Below are 18,921 nucleotides of genomic sequence, written 5' to 3'. Positions count from 1 at the left end.
ATCGCGGTCCGTGGTTGCTCCCTCCGGGTTGAGCCTACGATAAACGCCCGCCACACAAGAAATCCCGCTGGACCACCTTGTCGCCAGCCCCTCGGGTCGCGCCCAACGCCCTCGCCACCGGTTGAGCCGCCCCCGCACACCCCGCCTCACGGGAAAAAGTGCACGATGTGCACTCCATTTTTTTCCGAGTGCACATTTCGCTCCGACGGCGCGACACCGCCGCCCTTCCCCCCCGGCGCGGCGCGCCGTAATAAGCGCGGCAATGACCGACGCCGTCGCCCCTCCCCCCGCCAAGGCCTCGCCCTTCCATGAGCTTGAGGTTCTGACCGTCCACCACTGGACCGATCAGCTGTTCAGCTTCCGCATCCGCCGTCCGGAGGATTTCCGCTTCCGTTCGGGCGAGTTCGTGATGATCGGCCTGCCCGGCGAGGCCAAGGACGGAATGGCGGGAAAGCCCGTCCTGCGGGCCTACTCCATCGCTTCCCCGCACTGGGACGAGGAGCTGGAGTTCTTCTCCATCAAGGTGCCCGACGGTCCCCTGACCTCGCGCCTGCAGAAGATCCAGCCGGGCGACACCGTCCTGATGGGCAAGAAGCCGACCGGAACCCTGGTGCTGGACGCCCTGACCGGGGGCGAGCGCCTCTGGCTGATCGGCACCGGCACGGGGCTCGCGCCCTGGCTCAGCGTCGCCCGCGACCCGGACACCTACAGCCGCTTCGGTCAGGTCATCGTCTGCCACACCGTCCGCAATGTGGCCGACCTGGCCTACCGCGACTTCTTCACCCACGGCATCCACGAGGACCCGCTGGTCGGCGATGAGGCGAAGGCCCAGCTGGTCTACTACCCGACCGTCACCCGCGAGAAGTTCGAAACGCCGGGTCGGATCACCGACCGCATCAAGTCCGGCGACGTCTTCGCCGACCTGCAACTGCCAATCGGCTTCTCGCCCAACACCGACCGCGTCATGCTGTGCGGCTCGATGGCCATGATCAAGGAAACGGGCGAACTGCTCGAAACCTACGGCCTGAAAGAGGGCTCGAACGCCGAGCCCGGCGACTATGTTCTGGAGCGCGCCTTTGTCGGCTGAGTCCCCCGTGATCGTCCCCATCGACGCCCGCGTCGCCCCGGAAGACTGCCTGACCATGGCCGAGGTCCGCCACGGCGTCGACGCTCTGGACCGCGCGCTCGTCACCCTGCTGGCCGAGCGCCAGCGCTACATGCACGCCGCCGCGCGTATCAAGCCCAGCCGCGACGTCGTCCATGACGACGCCCGCATCGAGGATGTGGTCGCCAAGGTGCTCGCCGCCGCCGGACCCGCCGGCCTCTCGGCCGACATCGCCGAGCCGGTCTGGCGCACCCTCGTGGACCGCTGCATCGCCCACGAGTTCAGCGTCTGGGACAAGACACGGACGTAAGCGTTCCTCCCCCTTGGGGGAGGGGGACCGCGCGTAGCGTGGTGGAGGGGCGCCGGCGGCAGTTACCCCCTCAGGCTCCGCAGCATGATCTCATGCCGGTACGCCGCCACGTCGCTCAGGGCGATCTCCAGCTGATCCCTGACCCGGTCCAGCAACGGCGGCGCTTCGGCCTTCTGCGCCGCCTCCGCCGTCCGGCAGGCCTGCGCCAGCGCATCCGCCCCGATGCCCGAGGCCGCGCCCCGGATCGTGTGCACGGCGTCGCGCCAGCCTTCCTCACGGATATCCAGCATCGGCGACCACAGGGCCGCCTGCTGGCCGAACAGGCCCAGGACCTCGTCGGTGATCGCGTCCTCGCCGCCGGTCATCCGCTCCAGAACGGAGAAGTCGACCGCCCCCGACAGGTCCCGACGCGCCATCAGCCCTCGGCCTCCTCACCCTTGGCCAGCCGCGAGTTCCGCGACGACCAGACGAGGTAGATCACCAGGCCCAGCCCGTTCCAGCCGAGGAAGTATAGCTGGGTCGAACCCTTCAGGCTCAGGAAGAAGGTGATGCAGCCGACGATGGCGATACCGCCGACCAGCCACCACAGCGGGGCCTTGAACTTCCGCACACGGTTCGGCTCACGGATACGCAGCACGATCAGGCTTACGCCCACGGCCATGAAGGCCATCAGCGTGCCGGCGTTGGCCAGCGAGGCCAGTTCGTCCAGCCGCATGATCCCCGCCAGGAAGGCCACGACGATGGCGGTGAAGACCGTCACCACCACCGGCACGCCCCGGTTCGAGATCTTCGCCAGACGGCTCGGCAGCAGGCCGTCGCGCGACATGCCCAGGAAGATGCGGCTCTGGCCGAACAGGAAGGCCAGCAGCACGGTCGGGAGAGCCACCACGGCGGCGGCGGCGATCCATTGGGCCGCCACGCCCTGCCCCAGCCCGCGCATGATGTGGGCCAGCGGCTCAGGGCTGTCGGCGAACGAGGCCACCGGGGCCGCGCCGATCGCGGCGGCCGCGACGGCGATGTACAGCACGGTGCAGATCACCATCGAACCGACGATGCCGATGGCGAGGTCGCGTTCCGGCTTCTTGGTCTCCTCCGCCGCCGTGGCGATGGCGTCAAAGCCGTAAAAGGCGAAGAAGATGATCGCCGCCGCCGCCATGACTCCGGTCTGCACGAAGGGCGCGCCGAACCCGTTGGGCATGAAGGGGCTGAAGTGGGCCGTGTCGAACTTCGGCAAGGCGATGGCCACGAAGGCCACGAGCGCCGCGATCTTGATGACCACCAGAATGGCGTTGAGCGTCGCGCTCTCGCGGGTGCCCAGCAACAGCAGGCCGGTCACCACAGCGATAATGAAGACCGCCGGCAGGTTGATCAGTCCGCCCGCGACGTGCGGCCCGACCGTCAGGGCCGTCGGCAGATCGATCCCCCATCCGGCGAGGAAGGGCACAGCATAGCCCGACCAGCCCACGGCCACGGCCGAGACCACCAGCGAGTATTCGAGGATCAGGCTCCACCCCACGATCCAGGCGAAGATCTCGCCCATCGCGGCATAGGAGTAGGTATAGGCGCTGCCCGAGGCGGGCATGATGGTCGCCAGTTCCGCATAGGCCAAGGCCGCGCAGGCGCAGACCAGACCCGCCAGCGCGAAGCTGATCAGGACAGCCGGGCCCGCCAGTCCGGCGCCCACGCCGATCAGGGTCAGGATGCCCGTGCCGACGATGGCCCCGACGCCCAGCGCCATCAGGTGCGGCCAGCCCAGCGTCTTCTTCAGCGCGGGCCCGTCATGCGGCGCCAGCATCGCGTCAATCGAGCGGCGGCGGTTCCAGAAGGCCATATCTGCGTCTCCCCTGCGCCGCTCCCCGGCGGCTGATTCCGCAGCGAACCTAACCGCTCCTGCGACAAACCGATACGGACACGCAAAAGCCGCTTGCGTTCTGCGAAGCGAGCCTCTATCTCCCCCCCCTCGCCGACGCGGTCCCCACCGATTGTCAGCGTGAAGACGATGAGTTCGGGTGATTAGCTCAGTTGGTAGAGCAGCTGACTCTTAATCAGCGGGTCCACAGTTCGAACCTGTGATCACCCACCATCGTTTCCCTTTACTTCCGATGACTTGAAGGTTCTGTCGCTCCGGCGACAGCCCTTTGTCATGAGCCCCGGGGCCCGAAAGACCGGAAGCCGCCCCCACGCCGCCTGTGCGGCGCTGGAGGCTTTCCACCAGCGCGCCCCCTGAGCTGCTACAGGTCGGCCGGCTTCAGCCCCGGTCGGACCGATGGCGGGGTCTGTCCCTAGAAGCGACTTCGAAGCGTCACCCGGACCGTGCGTCCAAGCGGGTCCGTGACATCCCGGCCGTACCCCGGAGCGGAACGGCCGTCACCGAGCCGAGCCGTCTGCCGGGTGTCGAACAGGTTGGTGACCTCGAGTTCTAGGCGCAGACCCGGATCCTGTCGCGCCGGCCCCTCGTCCATTGTCGTGCTGAGCCGCTCCAGCCGGTAGCCGACCTTCAGATCGACCGTATTGAAGGCGTCCAGTCGGAGATCATCCGGCCCATCCTGCCCGACCATCCGTCGCACGCGCGTCGGCTCCCGTCGTCGCGCCTCCAGATTGGTGGTCCACGGCCCGAGCCGAACATCAGCCCGAAGGCTCAGCTGATCGGCGACGCCGCTTCCACCGTCCCCGTCAAGGCGATTCAGAAGCGGGTAGTCGGCCCGCAGAACGACGCGATCCACCAGTCGGCGGCTTTGTCCGACGCCCAGTTGAAGGGCGTCCCCTCTCCCCTCGCCCAGCGGCACGGTCATGTTCAGCGTCCAGGACAGGGTCTCGGTCTGCACCCGGTCCAGATTGATCGGGCGTTGGTCGATGCGAACGAGCCGCCCGGCGCCGTCGCGGATGAACCGGTCCGGGAAGGCCGCCTCGGCCGCGGGTGAAAGCGCCGGCACGGCGCCGATGGCGTCACGCGTGTCCTGCCTGACCCACGAAAGATTGCCTTGCAGACGCCACGGCGTGAACGGGCCGAGCGTCATCGACGCGGCAAGACGATCCTGCCTCTGATTGCGCAGGTCCGGATTGCCGCCCAGCACAGGGACGATGTCCACGGCCTCCCCGGCCTGCAGATCGAACACGGTCTGCGGCGCCCCGAACACAACGGGCGCCAGCCGCTGCTCATCCGACGGGCTGTCCGTGGACCCCGCCCACTGGGCGGTGAAGCGAGCACCTCTCACGGGCGACCAACTGAGAGCGGCGTTCAACCCTCCCTCCAGATCCGAGGCGTTCGCATCACGCAGACGTCCGCCCAGGGTCAGCGCGGCGTCACCGAGAGACCCGGTCGTCCCTCCGCGCCCGCGTCGGGCGGCGCGGGACAGGGGCAGGCCCAGTCCGGCGCGAACGTCTAGCCCCCCGGCGGACCGTTCCTGCGCTCCCTCCGGCGTCTCGGTCCGGGTTTCGGTCCGGTTCCATCGCCCGGAAAGGGTGAGGGTCGCGGGCCCGGCCGGCAAGGCGAATACCCGGCGATCGGCCGTGACGTGAGCCGCCAGCCCCGTGGTCGTCGCGTCGAGAGGCGCAGCCCCGGACTGCCGGGTCTCCGCCAGCAGCCCGTCCAGCCCTGCCCTCACGGTCCAGCCGCCCGCCTCCCCGCCTACGCTGGCGTTCAGGGCCAGGGTCTCCGCGCTTTGCTCGAGCGGGGACGTGACGCCGTCCAAAGCCACGTCAAAGCGCTCCCGACGGCCCGAAAGCGTCCCGTTGAGCGATACGGCCCAAGCTTCGACCGTGCCGGTCCCAGCAAGATTGACGGTCATGTTGCGGGTTTCAGGCCGCAGGGTCCTGTTCCCGTCCGACGTTGTGCCGGCGCGCTCCGCCGCCTGCAGGGCGGTGTCGCGTCCGGCCTGCAGCCCATACTGACGCGTGTCGTCCTCCTGGATCGAGGACCGGCGCAGATCGAGGTTCACCCCGGAAGCGCCCCCGGCCGTCGGCCGCCAGCCCGCCGCCATGCCGTCCCGACTGTGAAACTCGGGAACGAGAACCACATTGAGCACCCGTCGGCCCGGATCCTCGCCATAGCGCGCGGCGGCCTCGGGCGGCAGAAGTTCGATACGGGACAGGGCTTCCGCCGGGAATCCCGTGAAGTTCCGGGGATCAAGAATCCGCCGCCCGTTGATGATGACCACCGGCGGTTCGTCCGGGCCCAGCGTTTCCCCCAGCCGGGCGATGACCTCGCCGATGTTCCACGCCCCCAGGCGATCGATCTCTTCGGCGTCGAACTCGCGCTCGGGTGTGAACTCCGTCGCACCGCGCCGCCCTTCGACGATCACCTCCTCCAGCACCGTGACGTTGCGGGAATGCGGGTCCGCGACGGCCCGGGGGTGCGCCTGTGGCGGGCCGGCACGGCCCTCCGGCTCCGCCTTCGCCGCGCCGCCGCTCGCCAACCCGACGCCTGCGCTTGCCAGCAGGAGCCCCGCCAATCCTCGGCCCCTCGCCGCACGCAGGAAAATGCCGGGCGCACGAGGCGCCCGGCAAGTCTGCGGGATCGGGGAGTGAAACTTCACTCGCTCAGAGGATAGTCAGGCCCGGGATGGAGATCGCACCGCTCAGGATGGTGCAAACCGGATCGCCGGGCGTCACCGGATCGAGCACGTCGTTGTTGAACGTGATCTCCTTGGTGGCATTGCTCCAGGCCACGATGATGGTGTCGTAGCACGGCTTGTTGGCGATGGTGTTGGCGCCGATCGTCAGGGCGATACGGTCCGTGTAGCCCGGCACCACGGCCAGATTCCAGGTGCCGTAGGGCGCGACGACGAAGCACAGGAAGTCGCCGGCGTAGATATCGCGGGTGGTGATGGTGGCGCTGGTCGACCCCATCGAAGCGACATCGACATCGACGTCGCAGTTCAGGGTCGCGGTCTGCTGCAGATCGACATTCCCGGAGCCCGACAGCGCGCCCGAGCTGGGCGAGAAGGTCTGGGCGAAGGTCGGCGACGCCATCGTCAGGCTGGCGAGGGCGGCGGCGGTGAAGGCGAGTTTCCGGATCATGGTAGTCCTCCCGTTTTACGTGAGCCCCTCGTTGGAGCGCCTACATAAAGTTGCCAACAACGCGAAGAGTCAACCCAATTAATTGTTTAATTTCAGTGACTTGATTTGGGCGCAGCCGATCTTGAGGCCGGACTCGCCGGTCGTTCAAACCCCTGTGTCAAAAAACCTGCGAACGGATCGGCAGGCCTCAGAATCTCCGGCTGAACCGCACCGCGATCAGGCGCGGGTCGAGGGTGAAGACATTGGTCGTCAGTCCGGTGTCATCGCTGTTGGTGAAGGCGTCTGTGATCGGCGTCTCGTCGAAGACGTTCTTGACGTAGGCCTCGATCGTGAACCCGTCCGGATGGGACAGCGACACGGAGAGGTTGGCGTTGTCCCACCCCTTCAGCCGATCATATTCAGTGTTGTAGATCCGCGCCCAGCTCTCACCCTGGCGGTAGTAGTCCCCGCGAACGGTCAGGTCCCATTGCTGCAGGGCGAAGGTGTACTGAACGCCCAGGTTCAGCGTCCAGTTCGGAGAGTTGGGCAGTTCGTTGCCGCCCACGTCCGCCATGAATCCACGCCCGCCGTTGGGGGCCTCCAGCAGCGGATTATAGGTGAACCCGTACAGGCTGTAGAAAGGAATGGTGGACGGGAAGGACGGGTCGAAGGTGCCGAACCGGCTGGATCCCGCGCACAGGGCGCTCAGCGCCAGTTGGGTCTGGTCCGTCGGCGACACATACCGGTTAAGGATCGCTTCCACATAACGCGTCGGGGCGATGCAGTTGGACGGCACCTGGATCCAGGGCCGCAGCACCGTCCAGTCGGCATTGCCCTGGGTCCGATCCATCACATCGATGGACTGCGAGCCGTCGGCCAGCCGGGTGTTCAGCCAGCCGAAATTGGCGTCCAGTTGCAAACGCTCGACCGGCCGCCACAGCGCTTCGATCTCCACCCCCCAGATCCGGGCGTCGAAATTCTCGTTCAGGGAGATGCGGTCCACGATCTGGGAGACCTGATAGTCTTCGTAGTCGTAGAAGAAGGCCGTCGTGTTCAGCCGCAGCGTGCCGTCCAGGAGGGTATTCTTGGCCCCGATCTCGATCGCCGTGACATATTCCGGCTCGAAGGTGCCGGCCAACGGCTGGTACTGAACGACCGTGGGATTGATCTCCATCCGCGGCGGGTTGGTGCCTCCGCCCTTGTAGCCGCGGGACAACGACGCATAGATCAGGGTGTCATTGGTGAACGAGAGATCGGGCGACCAGTCGACCACGAGCCGACCGGTGACGGCATCCCATTCCTGCTCAACGTCCGGCAGGGCCGGATAGTCCTGGCGGACGTACCCGCCGGAGGACGAGCCAGGCGTCCCGTTCAGCTCCGCCCCCATCAGCAACTGGCTGGGATAGGGGGTGGTGACCTTGCGATCGACGGTGTAGCGCAGCCCGGCCGTCAAACGCAGTTCGGGCGCCAGTTGCCAGTAGCCCTCCCCGAAGACGGCCCATGACCGGGTGTGCACCTGGTTCTTGCTGCGGAAATAGTTGTGGCCGTCCTCGCCGAGCGCGTCGAGCGGGTTCGGGTCCACATAGACGCATTCGCGAGCGACGCTGGCGTCGCAGACCAACGGCCGCAGCCCGGTGTTCGCTGTCGTGAGGTCCTGATTGTACCAGTACTGCGCGATCAGGGTGAAGACGTTGTTGAAGACGAAGTAGTCGTCCTGCGATTTGAAATCGAGATAGTTGGCGCCGACGCTGAAGTTGAACAGTCCGTCCATGTCCGACTGGAGGCGAAACTCCTGGTACCACTGCCTGTTGTCCGAGCGGCTCATGTCCACGGACAGCATGCGGTTTGACGCTCCCAGTTGCGGGTCCGTGAACACGCCGCCCGGCGAGATCGGCGAGGTGATCGGCTGGCGCGCCGTGTTGAACAGGTTGGAGGAGTCCACGAAGATCGGGTTCGAGACGTACCGCGCATAGTCCTGGGAGGCGTAGTAGTCGTCCGCTGACCACGCCGTCTGCGAATGGAAGGTCAGCGTGTCGCCCAGATCCAGCGACATATTCAGTTGAACCACGTCATTGGCGGCCCGGAACACCGGATCGTAGCTGGTCGCGATCTCCCGCAGATCGCGGGACTGGGTGACCCCCTCATAGGGGTCCGTGCCCAGCGGTATCGGATACACCCGGACCCGGGGATTGGTCGCCGAGTTCCAGCCCAGGCCGATATTGGAGCTGGCGAAGCGGATGTAGGCCAGAGACCCGCCGTTGGGGGCGCCGAACGCGGCGTCGTCATAGAGCGAGCCCGGCATACAGCCCTGGCTGAGCTGGTTGCGGATCAGACCGGCGGGCACGTTCACCGACCCGAGCGTCGCGGGCCCCGGATCGCGGGTGCAAAGCTGCTTGCCCGTGCGCGACCGGTTGTCGTCTTCCTCGAAATGCTCCCAGATCAGGTTGGCGCGGAAATTGTCCGTCGGCGTCCAGGCTGCGGACAACCGGGTCGACCACAGATCCCGGTCGTTGACGTGGGTATCGTTGAAACTGTTGTAATCGAAGCCGTCGCGCTGGGTGAACGAACCGGCCGCGCGGACGGCGAAGGTGTCGCCCAGCGGAATATTGAGCATCGCCTGTCCGCGCAGGGAGCCGTAGTTGCCGGCCTCCCCAAGCACAAAGGCCTCATGGCGCCCGACCGGCAGATTCGGGAACATGTTGACCACGCCGCCGGTGGCGTTGCGGCCATAGAGAGTGCCCTGCGGTCCCCGCAGCACCTCGACCCGATCAACGTCCAGGTATTCCTGCTCGAACAGCCGGTTCCGGATCAGCGGCGTGTTGTTGAAGCTGACAGCGACCGCCGGGTCGCTGGAGGCTGACACGGCCTTGGTCCCGATCCCGCGGATCGAGAAATTATACATGCTGAAGTTTGATTTCGAGAAGCTGACGTTCGGCACCGCCCGCAACAGCTCCGAGCCGCCCTCGATGCGTAGCGAATCCAGCACCTCGGACGTCAGGGCCGTCACCGCGATGGGCACATCCTGAACGGACTGCTCCCGCTTCTGGGCCGTGACGATCACATCGTCGATGACCGTTGCAGTTGCATCATCCTGCGGCGTTGCGGGCTGGGGGGCGGACTGGGCCAGAGCCTGGCCTGCCCCGAACACCAGGGCGACGGCGGACACGGTCAGCGCCAGACGCGCGCGAATACAGGCCTGTGAAGCCATCAGATCCCTCCCAAGGCGCGCCGTTCCCCAACGGCGCTGATGTCGTTTCCTCCCGCCTCATGTTTCGCCGCTCGGTGGGACGGGACCACCGGCAGTTGCGACCAGCTTCGCACTACTGACGATCATGTCAATATCTATTGACATTAATGTCGGCGAAACCGACACCCTCGCTACTGACATTGGTGTTAATTTTGACCAGCGAGCGGGGCGTTCTCATGGAGCGGGATGCGATCATCGTGGGCGGAGGTCTGGCAGGCCTCGTCGCGGCCGATGAGCTGACCACGGCGGGACGCAGGGTCGCCCTCGTCGACCAGGAGACTCCGGCCAACCTCGGCGGTCAGGCCTGGTGGTCCTTCGGCGGACTGTTCCTCGTCGACAGCCCGGAGCAGCGACGGCTTGGCGTCCGTGACTCGTTCGACCTGGCCTGGTCCGACTGGTCGGGAAGCGCGGGCTGGGACCGCCTCGGCGGGGCGCTGGCCGATGACGTCTGGGCTGTTCGCTGGGGCCGCGCCTATGTGGAGTTCGCCGCCGGCGAGAAGCGCCGCTGGCTTCGGAGCCGCGGCATACGTCTGACCCCTATGGTGGGGTGGGCTGAACGAGGCGATGGCCGCGCCGACGGTCACGGCAACTCCGTCCCTCGCTTCCACGTCGCCTGGGGTACAGGGACCGGCGTGACCGCGCCGCTCGTCGCGCGGGCGCGCGAGGCCGAGACGCGCGGTCTGTTGACCTTTCACCATCGCTGCCGCGTCGACACCCTGACGATCGAGGCCGGGCGCGTTACGGGTGTAGAGGGCGTTCGCCTCGCGCCGGACGCCGCGCCGAGGGGCGCCCCCACCAACAGGCGCGTCACCGGCGCATTCAATCTCTCGGCTCCGGTTGTTCTGCTGGCGACGGGCGGTATCGGCGGCGACCACGCGCGGGTTCGTCGCCACTGGCCGGATCGTTTGGGGCGTCCCCCTCGCGACATGCTTACCGGTGTGCCCGCCCATGTCGACGGCAGGATGCTGGACATCGCCGCGGACACGGGCGCGCGTGTCGTGAACCAGGATCGCCTGTGGTGCTACGTCGAGGGCCTGAAGAACTGGAACCCGGTCTGGCCGCGCCACGCGATCCGTGTGCTGCCCGGCCCGTCGGCGCTCTGGCTGGACGCCCTTGGCCGCCGCCTCCCCGCCCCGGCCTTGCCCGGGTTCGACACCCTGTCGACCCTTCGGCATCTGCGCACCACGCCGGACCTGGCTGGCTACGACCATTCCTGGTTCATCCTCACCCAGGCCATTCTGGAAAAGGAATTCGCCCTTTCCGGCTCCGAGCAGAACGCCGACCTCACGTCAAGCCGCTGGCTGGAGGTTCTGCGAACCCGGCTGGCCCCGGGCGCGACGCCGGAGGTAGAGGCCTTCAAGCGCCAGGGCGAGGACTTCGTGGTCGCCGACGATCTGGACACCCTTGTCGAACGCATGAACGCCCTGACCGCCCAGCCCCTGCTGGACCCGGCGCTGGTGCGTCGTCAGGTCGAGGCCCGCGACAGTCAATTCTCAAACCCCTTCTCCAAGGACGTTCAGGTGCGGGCCATCCATGATGCGCGGCGCTATCTTGGCGACCGCCTCGCGCGGGTCGCCCGCCCTCATCGCCTGCTGGATCACGCCGCCGGTCCCCTGATCGGCGTCCGTCTTCGCATTCTGACGCGCAAGAGCCTCGGTGGTCTGCAAACAGACCTCGACAGCCGTGTTCTGCGCCCCGACGGCTCTGTGTTCGAGGGTCTTTACGCCGCCGGTGAAGCGGCCGGCTTCGGCGGCGGCGGCGCCCATGGCTACAATGCGCTGGAAGGCTCTTTCCTTGGCGGATGCATCTTCACCGGGCGCGCCGCCGGCCGAGCCATGAGCGTCGATCTTTAGGCGCGGTGCATCGATCAGTCGCCGTCTGAACGCTCAGCACTGACGGCCAGATCGCGACGCAACAGCTTGCCCACCGCGCTGCGCGGCAAGGGCTCTGATCGAAACTCCACCACTCTCGGCGTCTTGTAGGCGGTCAGATGGGCGCGGCAGTGGCGTAGCAGCTCCGCCTCGGTCAGGGTCTCGCATCGCGGCACGACCACGATCTTCACACGCTCACCCTGCACCGGATCCGGCAGGCCGAGCGCCGCCACCTCCGCCACCAGGGGATGCGCGGCGACGACGTCTTCAATCTCACTGGGATAGACGTTGAACCCGGACACCAGGATCATGTCCTTTAACCGATCCACCAGCCGGACCCGCCCGTCGGCCAGCATGACCCCCACGTCCCCGGTTCCGAGCCAGCCGTCGCCGGACAGGATCGCCGCCGTATCCTGCGGTCGGTTCCAGTATCCCGTCATGACCTGAGGACCGCGCACGCAAAGCTCGCCCGGCTCTTCCACGCCGCACCAGCTTCCGTCGGCGCGACGCATGCGGACCTCGGTGGACGGAACCGGCCGTCCGACCGTTCCGTCGAACCCCATCGAGTCCGGCCGGTCCAGATCGACGTGGCCGATGCAGACGATGGGCGAACATTCCGTCAGCCCGTATCCCTCCACCAGTGGCGCCCCGGTGACGGCCTCCCACGCCCGGGCGACAGCGCTTTGGGTGGCCATGCCTCCGGCGATGGTGAGCTTCAGATCCGAAAAATCCCGTCGGCGAAACGCCGGGGTCGCCAGCAGTCCCGCGAACAGGGTGTTGAGCCCGGCCAGACCAGCGAAGCGCTCGCGCGCCAGGATCAGGTTGACCAGTCGCGCATCCCTCGGATTGGCGATGAGCACATTGCGACCGCCCACGCCCGTGAACATCAGCAGGTTCGCCGTCAGTGAGAAAATATGGTAAAGCGGCAGCAGGGTCACATTGCTCACCGCCGTCTCCGGCGGGATTTGCCGCATCACCCATGCGCGCCCCTGCAGCACATTGGCCACGACGTTGCGGTGGCTCAGCATGGCGCCCTTGGCCGTCCCCGACGTTCCGCCCGTGTATTGCAGGAAGGCCAGATCATCCGCCTCGCGCGGCGCCCGGCGATAGCCGGCGGCCCGACCCCGGGCCAGCACCCGCCGCCACGGTTCAGCCGCGACCGGGCCGGTCCATCGCGCGGAGGCGGCGCGACCGCCGAGGGCGTTCACCAGCCATCGCCTGGGCGCCGGCATCAGATCGCCCAGACCCGTCAGCACGACCCGGCGCACGTCCGTTCCCGCCACCCCCTCCGCCAGCGTCCCGGCGAACAGGCGCGCCGCGACGACCACGCAGGCGCCGCTGTCCGCCAGCTGGTGACGCAGTTCGCGGGCGGTATAGAGCGGGTTGACGTTGACCACGACCGCGCCGGCCATCAGCACCCCGAACAGGGCGACCGGATACTGCAGGCAGTTGGGCATCATCAGCGCCACGCGGGCGCCGGGTTCCACCCCGATGGACTGCAGCCAGCCGGCGAAGGCGCGCGCTTCGGCCAGGGCCCTGCCGTAGGTCAGGCCGCTGCCCAGGCTGACGAAGCCGGTCCGCTCGCTGAACCGCTGCGCATCGGCCGCGAAGAGATCGTCAAGGCGAGGCTGTCGTGACAACTCTTCCAGGATGCAGACGGGCACGTCCGCCCGATAATGGTCTGTCCAGAAGCGTCGCGCCCACAGCGCATCGTCGCCCTCGGTCGCTCCGTCCACCCGCGCCGGCCCTAGTCCGCCCGCCGCCAGGTCTGCGTCCGGCACAGAACCCGCGCGATGCAGCCCCGCACGGCCAGCCTGTCCGGCGCCGTCAGGGTCAGCGTGCCGCGCTCGGCGGTCTGGCCGCTGTTGGGATCATACAGGGGACCGCCGCGCCACTCGTCCGGACCGCCGGTGAAATTTCTCAACACGAGCACCCCGCGCAGAGGCCTGTTCCGCAAGGCGGCGTCCCGGTTGCGGACATCCCGCTGATCCGCATTCCGACGCAGAGGGGCGGCGTCCACCAGCCGTCCGCACAGGGCGGCGCCGCACCGGTGAATTTCAACCACCCCGCCCTCGGCCGGCGTGCGCCAACGCCCGAGGACTGACGCCTCCTGCGCCGCGGCCGCGGACGGAACGGCGAAGAGAACGAGGCCGGCCAGCAGAACCGCTCGCATCAGGCGGCCCCGTGGTAGGCGTTACGGAACTCGGGCGGCACCCGATCATAGAGCGTCGCCCCCGCCAGCCCCAGCCGCGTCCGCGCGGCGACCAGCGGTTCGGCCAGCAGGGCCTCATAATCAAGCGCGGGCAACCAGGCCGCGCGTCGTCCTCGTCCGAACGCCTCCAGCACGGACCGGGCGCAGGGATGCCCCGTGCGCGCCCGGGCGAACTGGATCGCCACCCCCGCCGCGATCAACCCGAACCCCGGGCTGCGCGTCTGCGGCAGGGAGAAGGCGACCACGCAGGCCTCGCCCAGGGCATCGGTGCGGTAACCGGTCAGGACATGCCAGATGTCGTGCACATCACGCAGGCGTCTCGCGTACCAGGCATGCGGATGCGCCGCCTCGATCTCGGTATCGGCCACCTTGCGGCTTTCGTCGGCCAGACCATAGGCGGACAGGTTACGCTCGTCGATGAAGGCCAGGTACGCCGCCCCGACGCTGTCCGCGGGCAAGGTCTCCAGCCACTCGCGGTCCTGCAGTCGATCCGCCAGCTCCCCCATCAGGAAGGCCTGCCGGGCGCCCTCGGAATCCTCCAGGAGCCTCTGGTAGCCCCGGCGCAGCGAACCGCCGGCCAGAGCGTTCATGATCTCGAACACCTGGGTGGTGTCCTCCTTGTCGGCGATCAGACGTCTCAAGGCCTTGAGCGCGCGCAGCGGCTCGACGCGACGCGGCTTCAGCCGCGTGGACGCCCGCGTCGCCGGATGACCGGGGCGGCGAAGGTCCGCCATATCGACCAACAATTCGGCTGTCACTTGCTCTCTCCGGGGGCTGAGCTTAACCATCGCTATCTACATGGATGTAACTTACATAGATGTCAATAGTAGCCTCTGGACGTCGGCGGCGCACGCCTGATGAAGCCCGCTCCGAAGCCCTGGTCTTCGCGCGGCGACGCCTGCTGGACGGCGGTCCTGACGCAGTGACGCTCAAGGCCGTCGCGGACGACCTCGGCATGAGCCACGCCAACCTCATCCATCACTTCGGCTCCGCCGCCGGCCTGCAATCGGCCCTTATGGGGTCGATGGTGTCCGACCTGGCCCAGGCGCTCGATGCGGCGATCGCCCGGCTTCGGACGGACGAGGGCGCTCCGCTGGAGCTGATCAACGCCGTCTTCGACGCCTTCGACAGGGGCGGCGCCGCGAAGCTGGCCGCCTGGATCGTTCTTCGGGGCGACCTGTCACACCTCGATCCGGTGCGCGACGCCGTGACCAATCTGGTGGACGCGGTGCGGGAAAAGCTCGGCGATCCCGACGGTCAGGCCCATACCCGCATTCCGGCGGCGGTGCTTTTCATCGCCGTCAGCGCGTTCGGCGAAGCCCTGATCGGCCCCCCGCTGCGCAAAATGCTGGATCAGGACGACGAATCCGGCCGCCAGATCATAGCGGGCCTGCTGCCTCATTTCCTTTTGAAGCCCGACGCCGTCTGACCGCTCGCCCGCCCGGACGGTCAGGATCGTCTTCCTCCCGCTGGCGTTGGATACCGGGCGTAAACAGGGAGACCGGCTTGGACGCGTTGGACGCCTGGCTGAAACAGGGCGTAAGACCAGAGACCGCCGGTGCGGTCTTTGATCACCTGCCCGCGAGTCCGGTGGAGGCGCTGCAGGGGACGTGGGACGGCGCGGGACTGCCCAGCGGCCATCCCCTCGACGGTTTGCTCGAATACCATGGGTGGCGGGGCAAACGGTTCCGCGATCCCGACACGGTTGATCCCCTGCTGTTCCGTCACGGCTCCGGAACCCTGTCCGTGGCCGCGGCCCGCATCCCCTACAGCCTCATCCTGCGGCCGCCGCGGCTCGCGCGCGCCGCCGCCGCCCGACAGGCGGTCGCCGTCCTCTTGCCGCTGCTGTCCACGCACCGCCCCGGCGCTCGCCTTCGCCTCGCCCAGTGGGGCTCAAAAGTCTCGGCGGCGATGATCTACGACGGCCTGCCGATCATCGATCACTTCCGTCGGGTGGACCAGAACCGGGTCATGGGACTGATGGACTATCGGGACATGCCCGCCCCCTTCTTCTTCCTGCTGACCCGCGCGCCCGAAATCCGCGACGCCGGATAGCCCACCGCCTTCCCTCCGGCGGCCAACCTGCCTAGTTTCCGTGCCGTTCACGGGTGGAGGCTTTCCCATATGCGGCATCTCGGACTGACGGCTGTGTTCGCGACCCTCGCGCTGGGCGGTTGCGCCACGGCGCAGGAAGCGCCCCCTGCCCCGCCCACGCCCTACGAAGCCGTCGATCCCTTCATCGGCACGGCGGGCAAGGGGCACACCTTCCCCGGCGCCGTCGCCCCCTTCGGCATGGTGCAGCTCAGCCCCGACACCGACTTCCGCCCCTTCCGCCAGTCCTACGACTGGGCCGCGGGCTATCGCTATGACGACCCGACCATCCTCGGCTTCTCCCACACCCATTTCTCCGGCACCGGCCATTCGGATCTGGGCGACGTCCTGATCACCCCGATCTCGGGTGAGGTGCGCTGGGATGCGGGCGATCCGGCCCAGCCGGGTTCGGGCTATCGCTCCCGCTACAACAAGGCCTCCGAACGGGCCGAGCCCGGCTATTACGCCGTCAGCCTGACCGACTCGGGCGTGCGCGCCGAACTCACCGCCGGCGTTCGCGTGGGCCTGCATCGCTACAGCTTCCCCCGGTCCCAGCCCGCCCGGATCCTGCTGGACTTCCGTCCGTCCATCTATGACTACCCGGGCAAGGTGCTGTGGTCGCGCATCCGGGTGCATCCGGACGGCGCCGTCACCGGCTTCCGCGAAACGCGCGGCTGGGCGCCCGGCCGCCAGCTCTATTTCGCCATGCGCTTCTCCAAGCCGCTGGTCGGCTACCAGCTTCAGGATCGCGACACAGAGGTTCCGTATCGCGGCTTCCGTCAGCCGGGCCGCGATATGACGGACCGCGCGCAGGTGCAGGGCCGCCAGCTCGAGGCCGCCTTCGACTTCGGCCAGATCACCGGCCCCCTGATGGTCAAGGTCGCCGTCTCCTCGGTCGATGAGGCCGGCGCTCTCCGCAATCTGGAGTCCGAAGGCGGCGCCTTTGATTTCGACGCCGTCCGCGCCGCCAGTCGCAACGCATGGTCCGACGCGCTGCAGGCGGTCGAGATCGAGGCGCCCGAGGAGATGCGGACCAGTCTCTACACCGCCCTGTATCACTCGCTGATCGCGCCCTCGGTGCACGGCGACGTGGACGGCCGCTGGCGCGGGCCCGACAATGCCGTCCACCAGTCGGACTTCACCGTCCACTCGACCTTCAGCCTATGGGACACCTTCCGCGCCCAGCACCCGCTGCTGACGCTCGTCCAGCCCGACAGCCGCAACGCGGACATGGTCAACTCCCTGATCGCGGCCCAGCAGGTCAGCCCCTACGGCATCCTGCCGGTCTGGTCCTTCGCGGGTCAGGAGACCTGGACCATGATCGGCTACCACGCCGTCCCGGTCATCGCGGATGCGTATCTGAAGGGCGTGCAGGGCATCGACGGCGAGGCCGCGCTGAACGCCATGACCGCCAGCGCCACCTACCGTCCCTACGGCGGTCTGGGCGACTATATGGACCTCGGCTGGGTGCCGATCGACCGCGAGCCCGAGGCCGCGTCCAAGACTGTCGAATACGCCTACGACGACTGGACCATCGCCCGCATGGCCCAGCGGCTGGGTCGCTCCGACGTGCAGGCCGTCTTCGACCGCCGCGCGGGCTTCTGGCGCAACACCTTCGACCCGGAGACCGGCTTCGTCCGGGCCCGTCTGGCCGACGGGACCTTCCGCACGCCCTTCGACCCGACCGCCATCAACTACGGCTCGGACTATACCGAGGGCAACGCCTGGCAGTACTCATGGTTCGTGCCGCAGGACATGGCCGCGCTGGTCACCGCCATGGGGGGCGACGAAGCGACCGTCGCCAAGCTCGACGCCATGTTCGACTACGACAACACCGGGCTGGACTACTCCCACGCCGAGGACATCGCGGGTCTGATCGGCCAGTACATCCACGGCAACGAGCCCAGCCATCACTCGGCCTATGCCTACGTCTTCGCCGGCGCCCCCTGGCGCACGCAGGCGCGGCTGAAGCAGATCATGGACACCCAGTATCACGCCGGTCCGGCGGGTCTGGCGGGCAATGACGACGTCGGCCAGATGTCGGCCTGGCTGATGTTCACGGCGCTGGGCTTCTATCCGGTCACCCCCGCCTCGGGTCAGTATGTGATCGGCCGCCCGTTCGTGGATCGCGCGGTGCTGAACCTGCCCAATGGCAATCGCTTCATCATCTCCACCGAGGGACTGGCGGACGAGAACCTCTACGTCCAGTCGGTCACCCTGAACGGTCGTCCGCTGAACCGCACCTGGATCGGCCACGACGAGATTCAGGCCGGCGGCACGCTGCACTTCGTGATGGGGACGGAGCCGAACCTCGTCTGGGGGACCACGGCGGCGGAACGGCCGTATGCGATGACGGAGTATGGAGGCTAGGGACAAAATGCGTCAATGACGCACAAAATGATTGATCCCAAATACGTCAAGGGCGTATATTGATCATGGATTTCTTTCGAACCAAAAGTTACGAGAAGGGGCTGAAACGGCTGGCGAAGCTCGGGGCTTCACAGGCCGATCTGGATGCCATCGAGCCCATGATCGCCGCTAATCCGGAGACTGGCGACCTCATCAAGGGCTCAGGCGGTCTTCGAAAAATGCGCTTTGCCTACGGCGCGGCTGGAAAGAGCGGCGGCGGCAGAACGATCTACTATGTGCTGATAGGCGAAGATCAGGCCTATCTGCTGACCGCCTACCCCAAAGTCGACAAGGACGACTTGTCGGCCGACGAGCTCAAGATGTTCAAGGCTCTGATCAAGGAGTTGCTCAAGTGACCAAGCGCACCGCTACAGGTCTGGAGATCGAGGCTGCTCTCCGGGAAGCCATCGCCCACCGCAAGGGCGAGGTCACGCTGGCGTCACGTCATATCGACCCCATGTCACCCGAACGGATCAAAGCCATCCGCAAGTCCGTTGCGAAGAGCCCCAAGGAATTTGAGGCCCGGTTCGGCATTCCGGCTCGAACCGTGGAGGGCTGGGAACAGGACCGTCGTAAACCCGACCCCGCAGCCCGCGTCCTCCTGGCCGTGATCGAAAATGACCCGGGAGCAGTTGACAGGGCGCTGGACCCCGCCTGACGAGCCGGACGAGACGCGCG

General features: G+C 67.4%; 16 protein-coding genes and 1 tRNA gene. 9 read left to right on the top strand and 8 right to left on the bottom strand.

Annotated features, from left to right (window positions below):
* The first annotated feature begins 262 nt into the window (after nucleotides 1-262).
* The gene (locus tag ACODRV_RS03315; RefSeq protein ID WP_141626194.1) at nucleotides 263-1,087 is read left to right on the top strand and encodes a ferredoxin--NADP reductase; all 825 of its coding nucleotides are present in this window, start codon (nucleotides 263-265) and stop codon (nucleotides 1,085-1,087) included.
* Nucleotides 1,059-1,415, top strand: coding sequence for a chorismate mutase (locus ACODRV_RS03310; RefSeq protein WP_488907402.1), 357 nt, complete (start codon nucleotides 1,059-1,061; stop codon nucleotides 1,413-1,415). Before ACODRV_RS03315 ends, ACODRV_RS03310 begins: the two co-directional genes overlap by 29 nt.
* 62 nt (nucleotides 1,416-1,477) lie before the next feature.
* Here ACODRV_RS03310 and ACODRV_RS03305 read toward each other — a convergent pair whose 3' ends face one another.
* Complete coding sequence (locus ACODRV_RS03305; protein ID WP_141626192.1) at nucleotides 1,478-1,831, bottom strand: Hpt domain-containing protein; 354 nt, start codon at nucleotides 1,829-1,831, stop codon at nucleotides 1,478-1,480.
* Entirely contained in the window at nucleotides 1,831-3,246 is a 1,416-nt protein-coding gene (locus tag ACODRV_RS03300) for an amino acid permease (protein WP_488907401.1), read from the bottom strand. The genes ACODRV_RS03305 and ACODRV_RS03300 overlap by 1 nt, the downstream gene beginning before the upstream one ends.
* Nucleotides 3,247-3,422: 176 nt before the next feature.
* Here ACODRV_RS03300 and ACODRV_RS03295 point away from each other — a divergent pair.
* Nucleotides 3,423-3,498, top strand: a tRNA-Lys gene (locus tag ACODRV_RS03295).
* A gap of 199 nt (nucleotides 3,499-3,697) precedes the next feature.
* Here ACODRV_RS03295 and ACODRV_RS03290 read toward each other — a convergent pair.
* From ACODRV_RS03290 to ACODRV_RS03280, 3 genes are all read right to left on the bottom strand, one after another.
* Nucleotides 3,698-5,866, bottom strand: a complete 2,169-nt coding sequence (locus ACODRV_RS03290; RefSeq protein ID WP_488907400.1) for a TonB-dependent receptor — start codon at nucleotides 5,864-5,866, stop codon at nucleotides 3,698-3,700.
* A gap of 88 nt (nucleotides 5,867-5,954) precedes the next feature.
* Nucleotides 5,955-6,434, bottom strand: a complete 480-nt coding sequence (locus tag ACODRV_RS03285; protein ID WP_141626189.1) for a hypothetical protein — start codon at nucleotides 6,432-6,434, stop codon at nucleotides 5,955-5,957.
* Between the two features lie 187 nt (nucleotides 6,435-6,621).
* Entirely contained in the window at nucleotides 6,622-9,621 is a 3,000-nt protein-coding gene (locus ACODRV_RS03280) for a TonB-dependent receptor (RefSeq protein ID WP_488907399.1), read from the bottom strand.
* A gap of 215 nt (nucleotides 9,622-9,836) precedes the next feature.
* Here ACODRV_RS03280 and ACODRV_RS03275 point away from each other — a divergent pair, with 215 nt between their 5' ends.
* Nucleotides 9,837-11,513 carry an FAD-binding dehydrogenase gene (locus ACODRV_RS03275; RefSeq protein ID WP_488907398.1) on the top strand — a complete coding sequence of 559 codons (1,677 nt, stop codon included), beginning with the start codon at nucleotides 9,837-9,839 and terminating at the stop codon, nucleotides 11,511-11,513.
* Nucleotides 11,514-11,527: 14 nt separating this feature from the next.
* On the opposite strand, the gene ACODRV_RS03270 is transcribed toward ACODRV_RS03275, so the two are convergent.
* Genes ACODRV_RS03270 through ACODRV_RS03260 form a run of 3 tightly spaced genes read right to left on the bottom strand, consistent with a single transcriptional unit; the run spans nucleotide 11,528 to nucleotide 14,501 of the window.
* A complete protein-coding gene (locus ACODRV_RS03270; RefSeq protein WP_488907397.1) occupies nucleotides 11,528-13,312 on the bottom strand; it encodes an AMP-binding protein in 1,785 nt (594 codons plus the stop codon).
* On the bottom strand, nucleotides 13,279-13,704 hold the full coding sequence (locus ACODRV_RS03265; protein ID WP_141626185.1) for a DUF2147 domain-containing protein: 426 nt from the start codon (nucleotides 13,702-13,704) through the stop codon (nucleotides 13,279-13,281). The genes ACODRV_RS03270 and ACODRV_RS03265 overlap by 34 nt, the downstream gene beginning before the upstream one ends.
* Complete coding sequence (locus tag ACODRV_RS03260) at nucleotides 13,704-14,501, bottom strand: Coq4 family protein (RefSeq protein WP_240811746.1); 798 nt, start codon at nucleotides 14,499-14,501, stop codon at nucleotides 13,704-13,706. Before ACODRV_RS03260 ends, ACODRV_RS03265 begins: the two co-directional genes overlap by 1 nt.
* A 59-nt stretch (nucleotides 14,502-14,560) precedes the next feature.
* Between ACODRV_RS03260 and ACODRV_RS03255 the strand changes: the two genes are divergently transcribed.
* The 5 genes from ACODRV_RS03255 to ACODRV_RS03235 all read left to right on the top strand — a co-directional run bounded on the left by ACODRV_RS03255 (nucleotide 14,561) and on the right by ACODRV_RS03235 (nucleotide 18,901).
* Nucleotides 14,561-15,172, top strand: a complete 612-nt coding sequence (locus ACODRV_RS03255) for a TetR/AcrR family transcriptional regulator (RefSeq protein ID WP_141626184.1) — start codon at nucleotides 14,561-14,563, stop codon at nucleotides 15,170-15,172.
* 77 nt (nucleotides 15,173-15,249) lie between these two features.
* Entirely contained in the window at nucleotides 15,250-15,798 is a 549-nt protein-coding gene (locus ACODRV_RS03250) for a DUF4334 domain-containing protein (RefSeq protein WP_488907396.1), read from the top strand.
* Between the two features lie 69 nt (nucleotides 15,799-15,867).
* Nucleotides 15,868-18,204, top strand: a complete 2,337-nt coding sequence (locus tag ACODRV_RS03245; protein WP_141626183.1) for a GH92 family glycosyl hydrolase — start codon at nucleotides 15,868-15,870, stop codon at nucleotides 18,202-18,204.
* Between the two features lie 65 nt (nucleotides 18,205-18,269).
* Nucleotides 18,270-18,599 (top strand): type II toxin-antitoxin system RelE/ParE family toxin, encoded by a 330-nt coding sequence (locus ACODRV_RS03240; RefSeq protein ID WP_141628240.1) that lies wholly within the window; start codon nucleotides 18,270-18,272, stop codon nucleotides 18,597-18,599.
* The gene (locus tag ACODRV_RS03235; protein ID WP_141626182.1) at nucleotides 18,596-18,901 is read left to right on the top strand and encodes a helix-turn-helix domain-containing protein; all 306 of its coding nucleotides are present in this window, start codon (nucleotides 18,596-18,598) and stop codon (nucleotides 18,899-18,901) included. The genes ACODRV_RS03240 and ACODRV_RS03235 overlap by 4 nt, the downstream gene beginning before the upstream one ends.
* Nucleotides 18,902-18,921 lie beyond the last annotated feature (20 nt).

This window comes from Brevundimonas sp. FG8 (genome assembly GCF_057808845.1).
The sequence above is the reverse complement of the archived record's forward strand: the minus strand, read 5'-3'. Positions and strand labels throughout refer to the sequence as shown.

Bases quoted from the DNA above. Each gene is read 5' to 3' on its own strand.
- ACODRV_RS03310 (WP_488907402.1), top strand. From the start codon at position 1,059: ATGTTCTGGAGCGCGCCTTTGTCGGCTGAGTCCCCCGTGATCGTCCCC.
- ACODRV_RS03265 (WP_141626185.1), bottom strand. From the start codon at position 13,704: ATGCGAGCGGTTCTGCTGGCCGGCCTCGTTCTCTTCGCCGTTCCGTCC.
- ACODRV_RS03240 (WP_141628240.1), top strand. From the start codon at position 18,270: ATGGATTTCTTTCGAACCAAAAGTTACGAGAAGGGGCTGAAACGGCTG.
- ACODRV_RS03300 (WP_488907401.1), bottom strand. From the start codon at position 3,246: ATGGCCTTCTGGAACCGCCGCCGCTCGATTGACGCGATGCTGGCGCCG.
- ACODRV_RS03245 (WP_141626183.1), top strand. From the start codon at position 15,868: ATGCGGCATCTCGGACTGACGGCTGTGTTCGCGACCCTCGCGCTGGGC.
- ACODRV_RS03315 (WP_141626194.1), top strand. From the start codon at position 263: ATGACCGACGCCGTCGCCCCTCCCCCCGCCAAGGCCTCGCCCTTCCAT.
- ACODRV_RS03280 (WP_488907399.1), bottom strand. From the start codon at position 9,621: ATGGCTTCACAGGCCTGTATTCGCGCGCGTCTGGCGCTGACCGTGTCC.
- ACODRV_RS03305 (WP_141626192.1), bottom strand. From the start codon at position 1,831: ATGGCGCGTCGGGACCTGTCGGGGGCGGTCGACTTCTCCGTTCTGGAG.
- ACODRV_RS03285 (WP_141626189.1), bottom strand. From the start codon at position 6,434: ATGATCCGGAAACTCGCCTTCACCGCCGCCGCCCTCGCCAGCCTGACG.
- ACODRV_RS03255 (WP_141626184.1), top strand. From the start codon at position 14,561: ATGTCAATAGTAGCCTCTGGACGTCGGCGGCGCACGCCTGATGAAGCC.
- ACODRV_RS03275 (WP_488907398.1), top strand. From the start codon at position 9,837: ATGGAGCGGGATGCGATCATCGTGGGCGGAGGTCTGGCAGGCCTCGTC.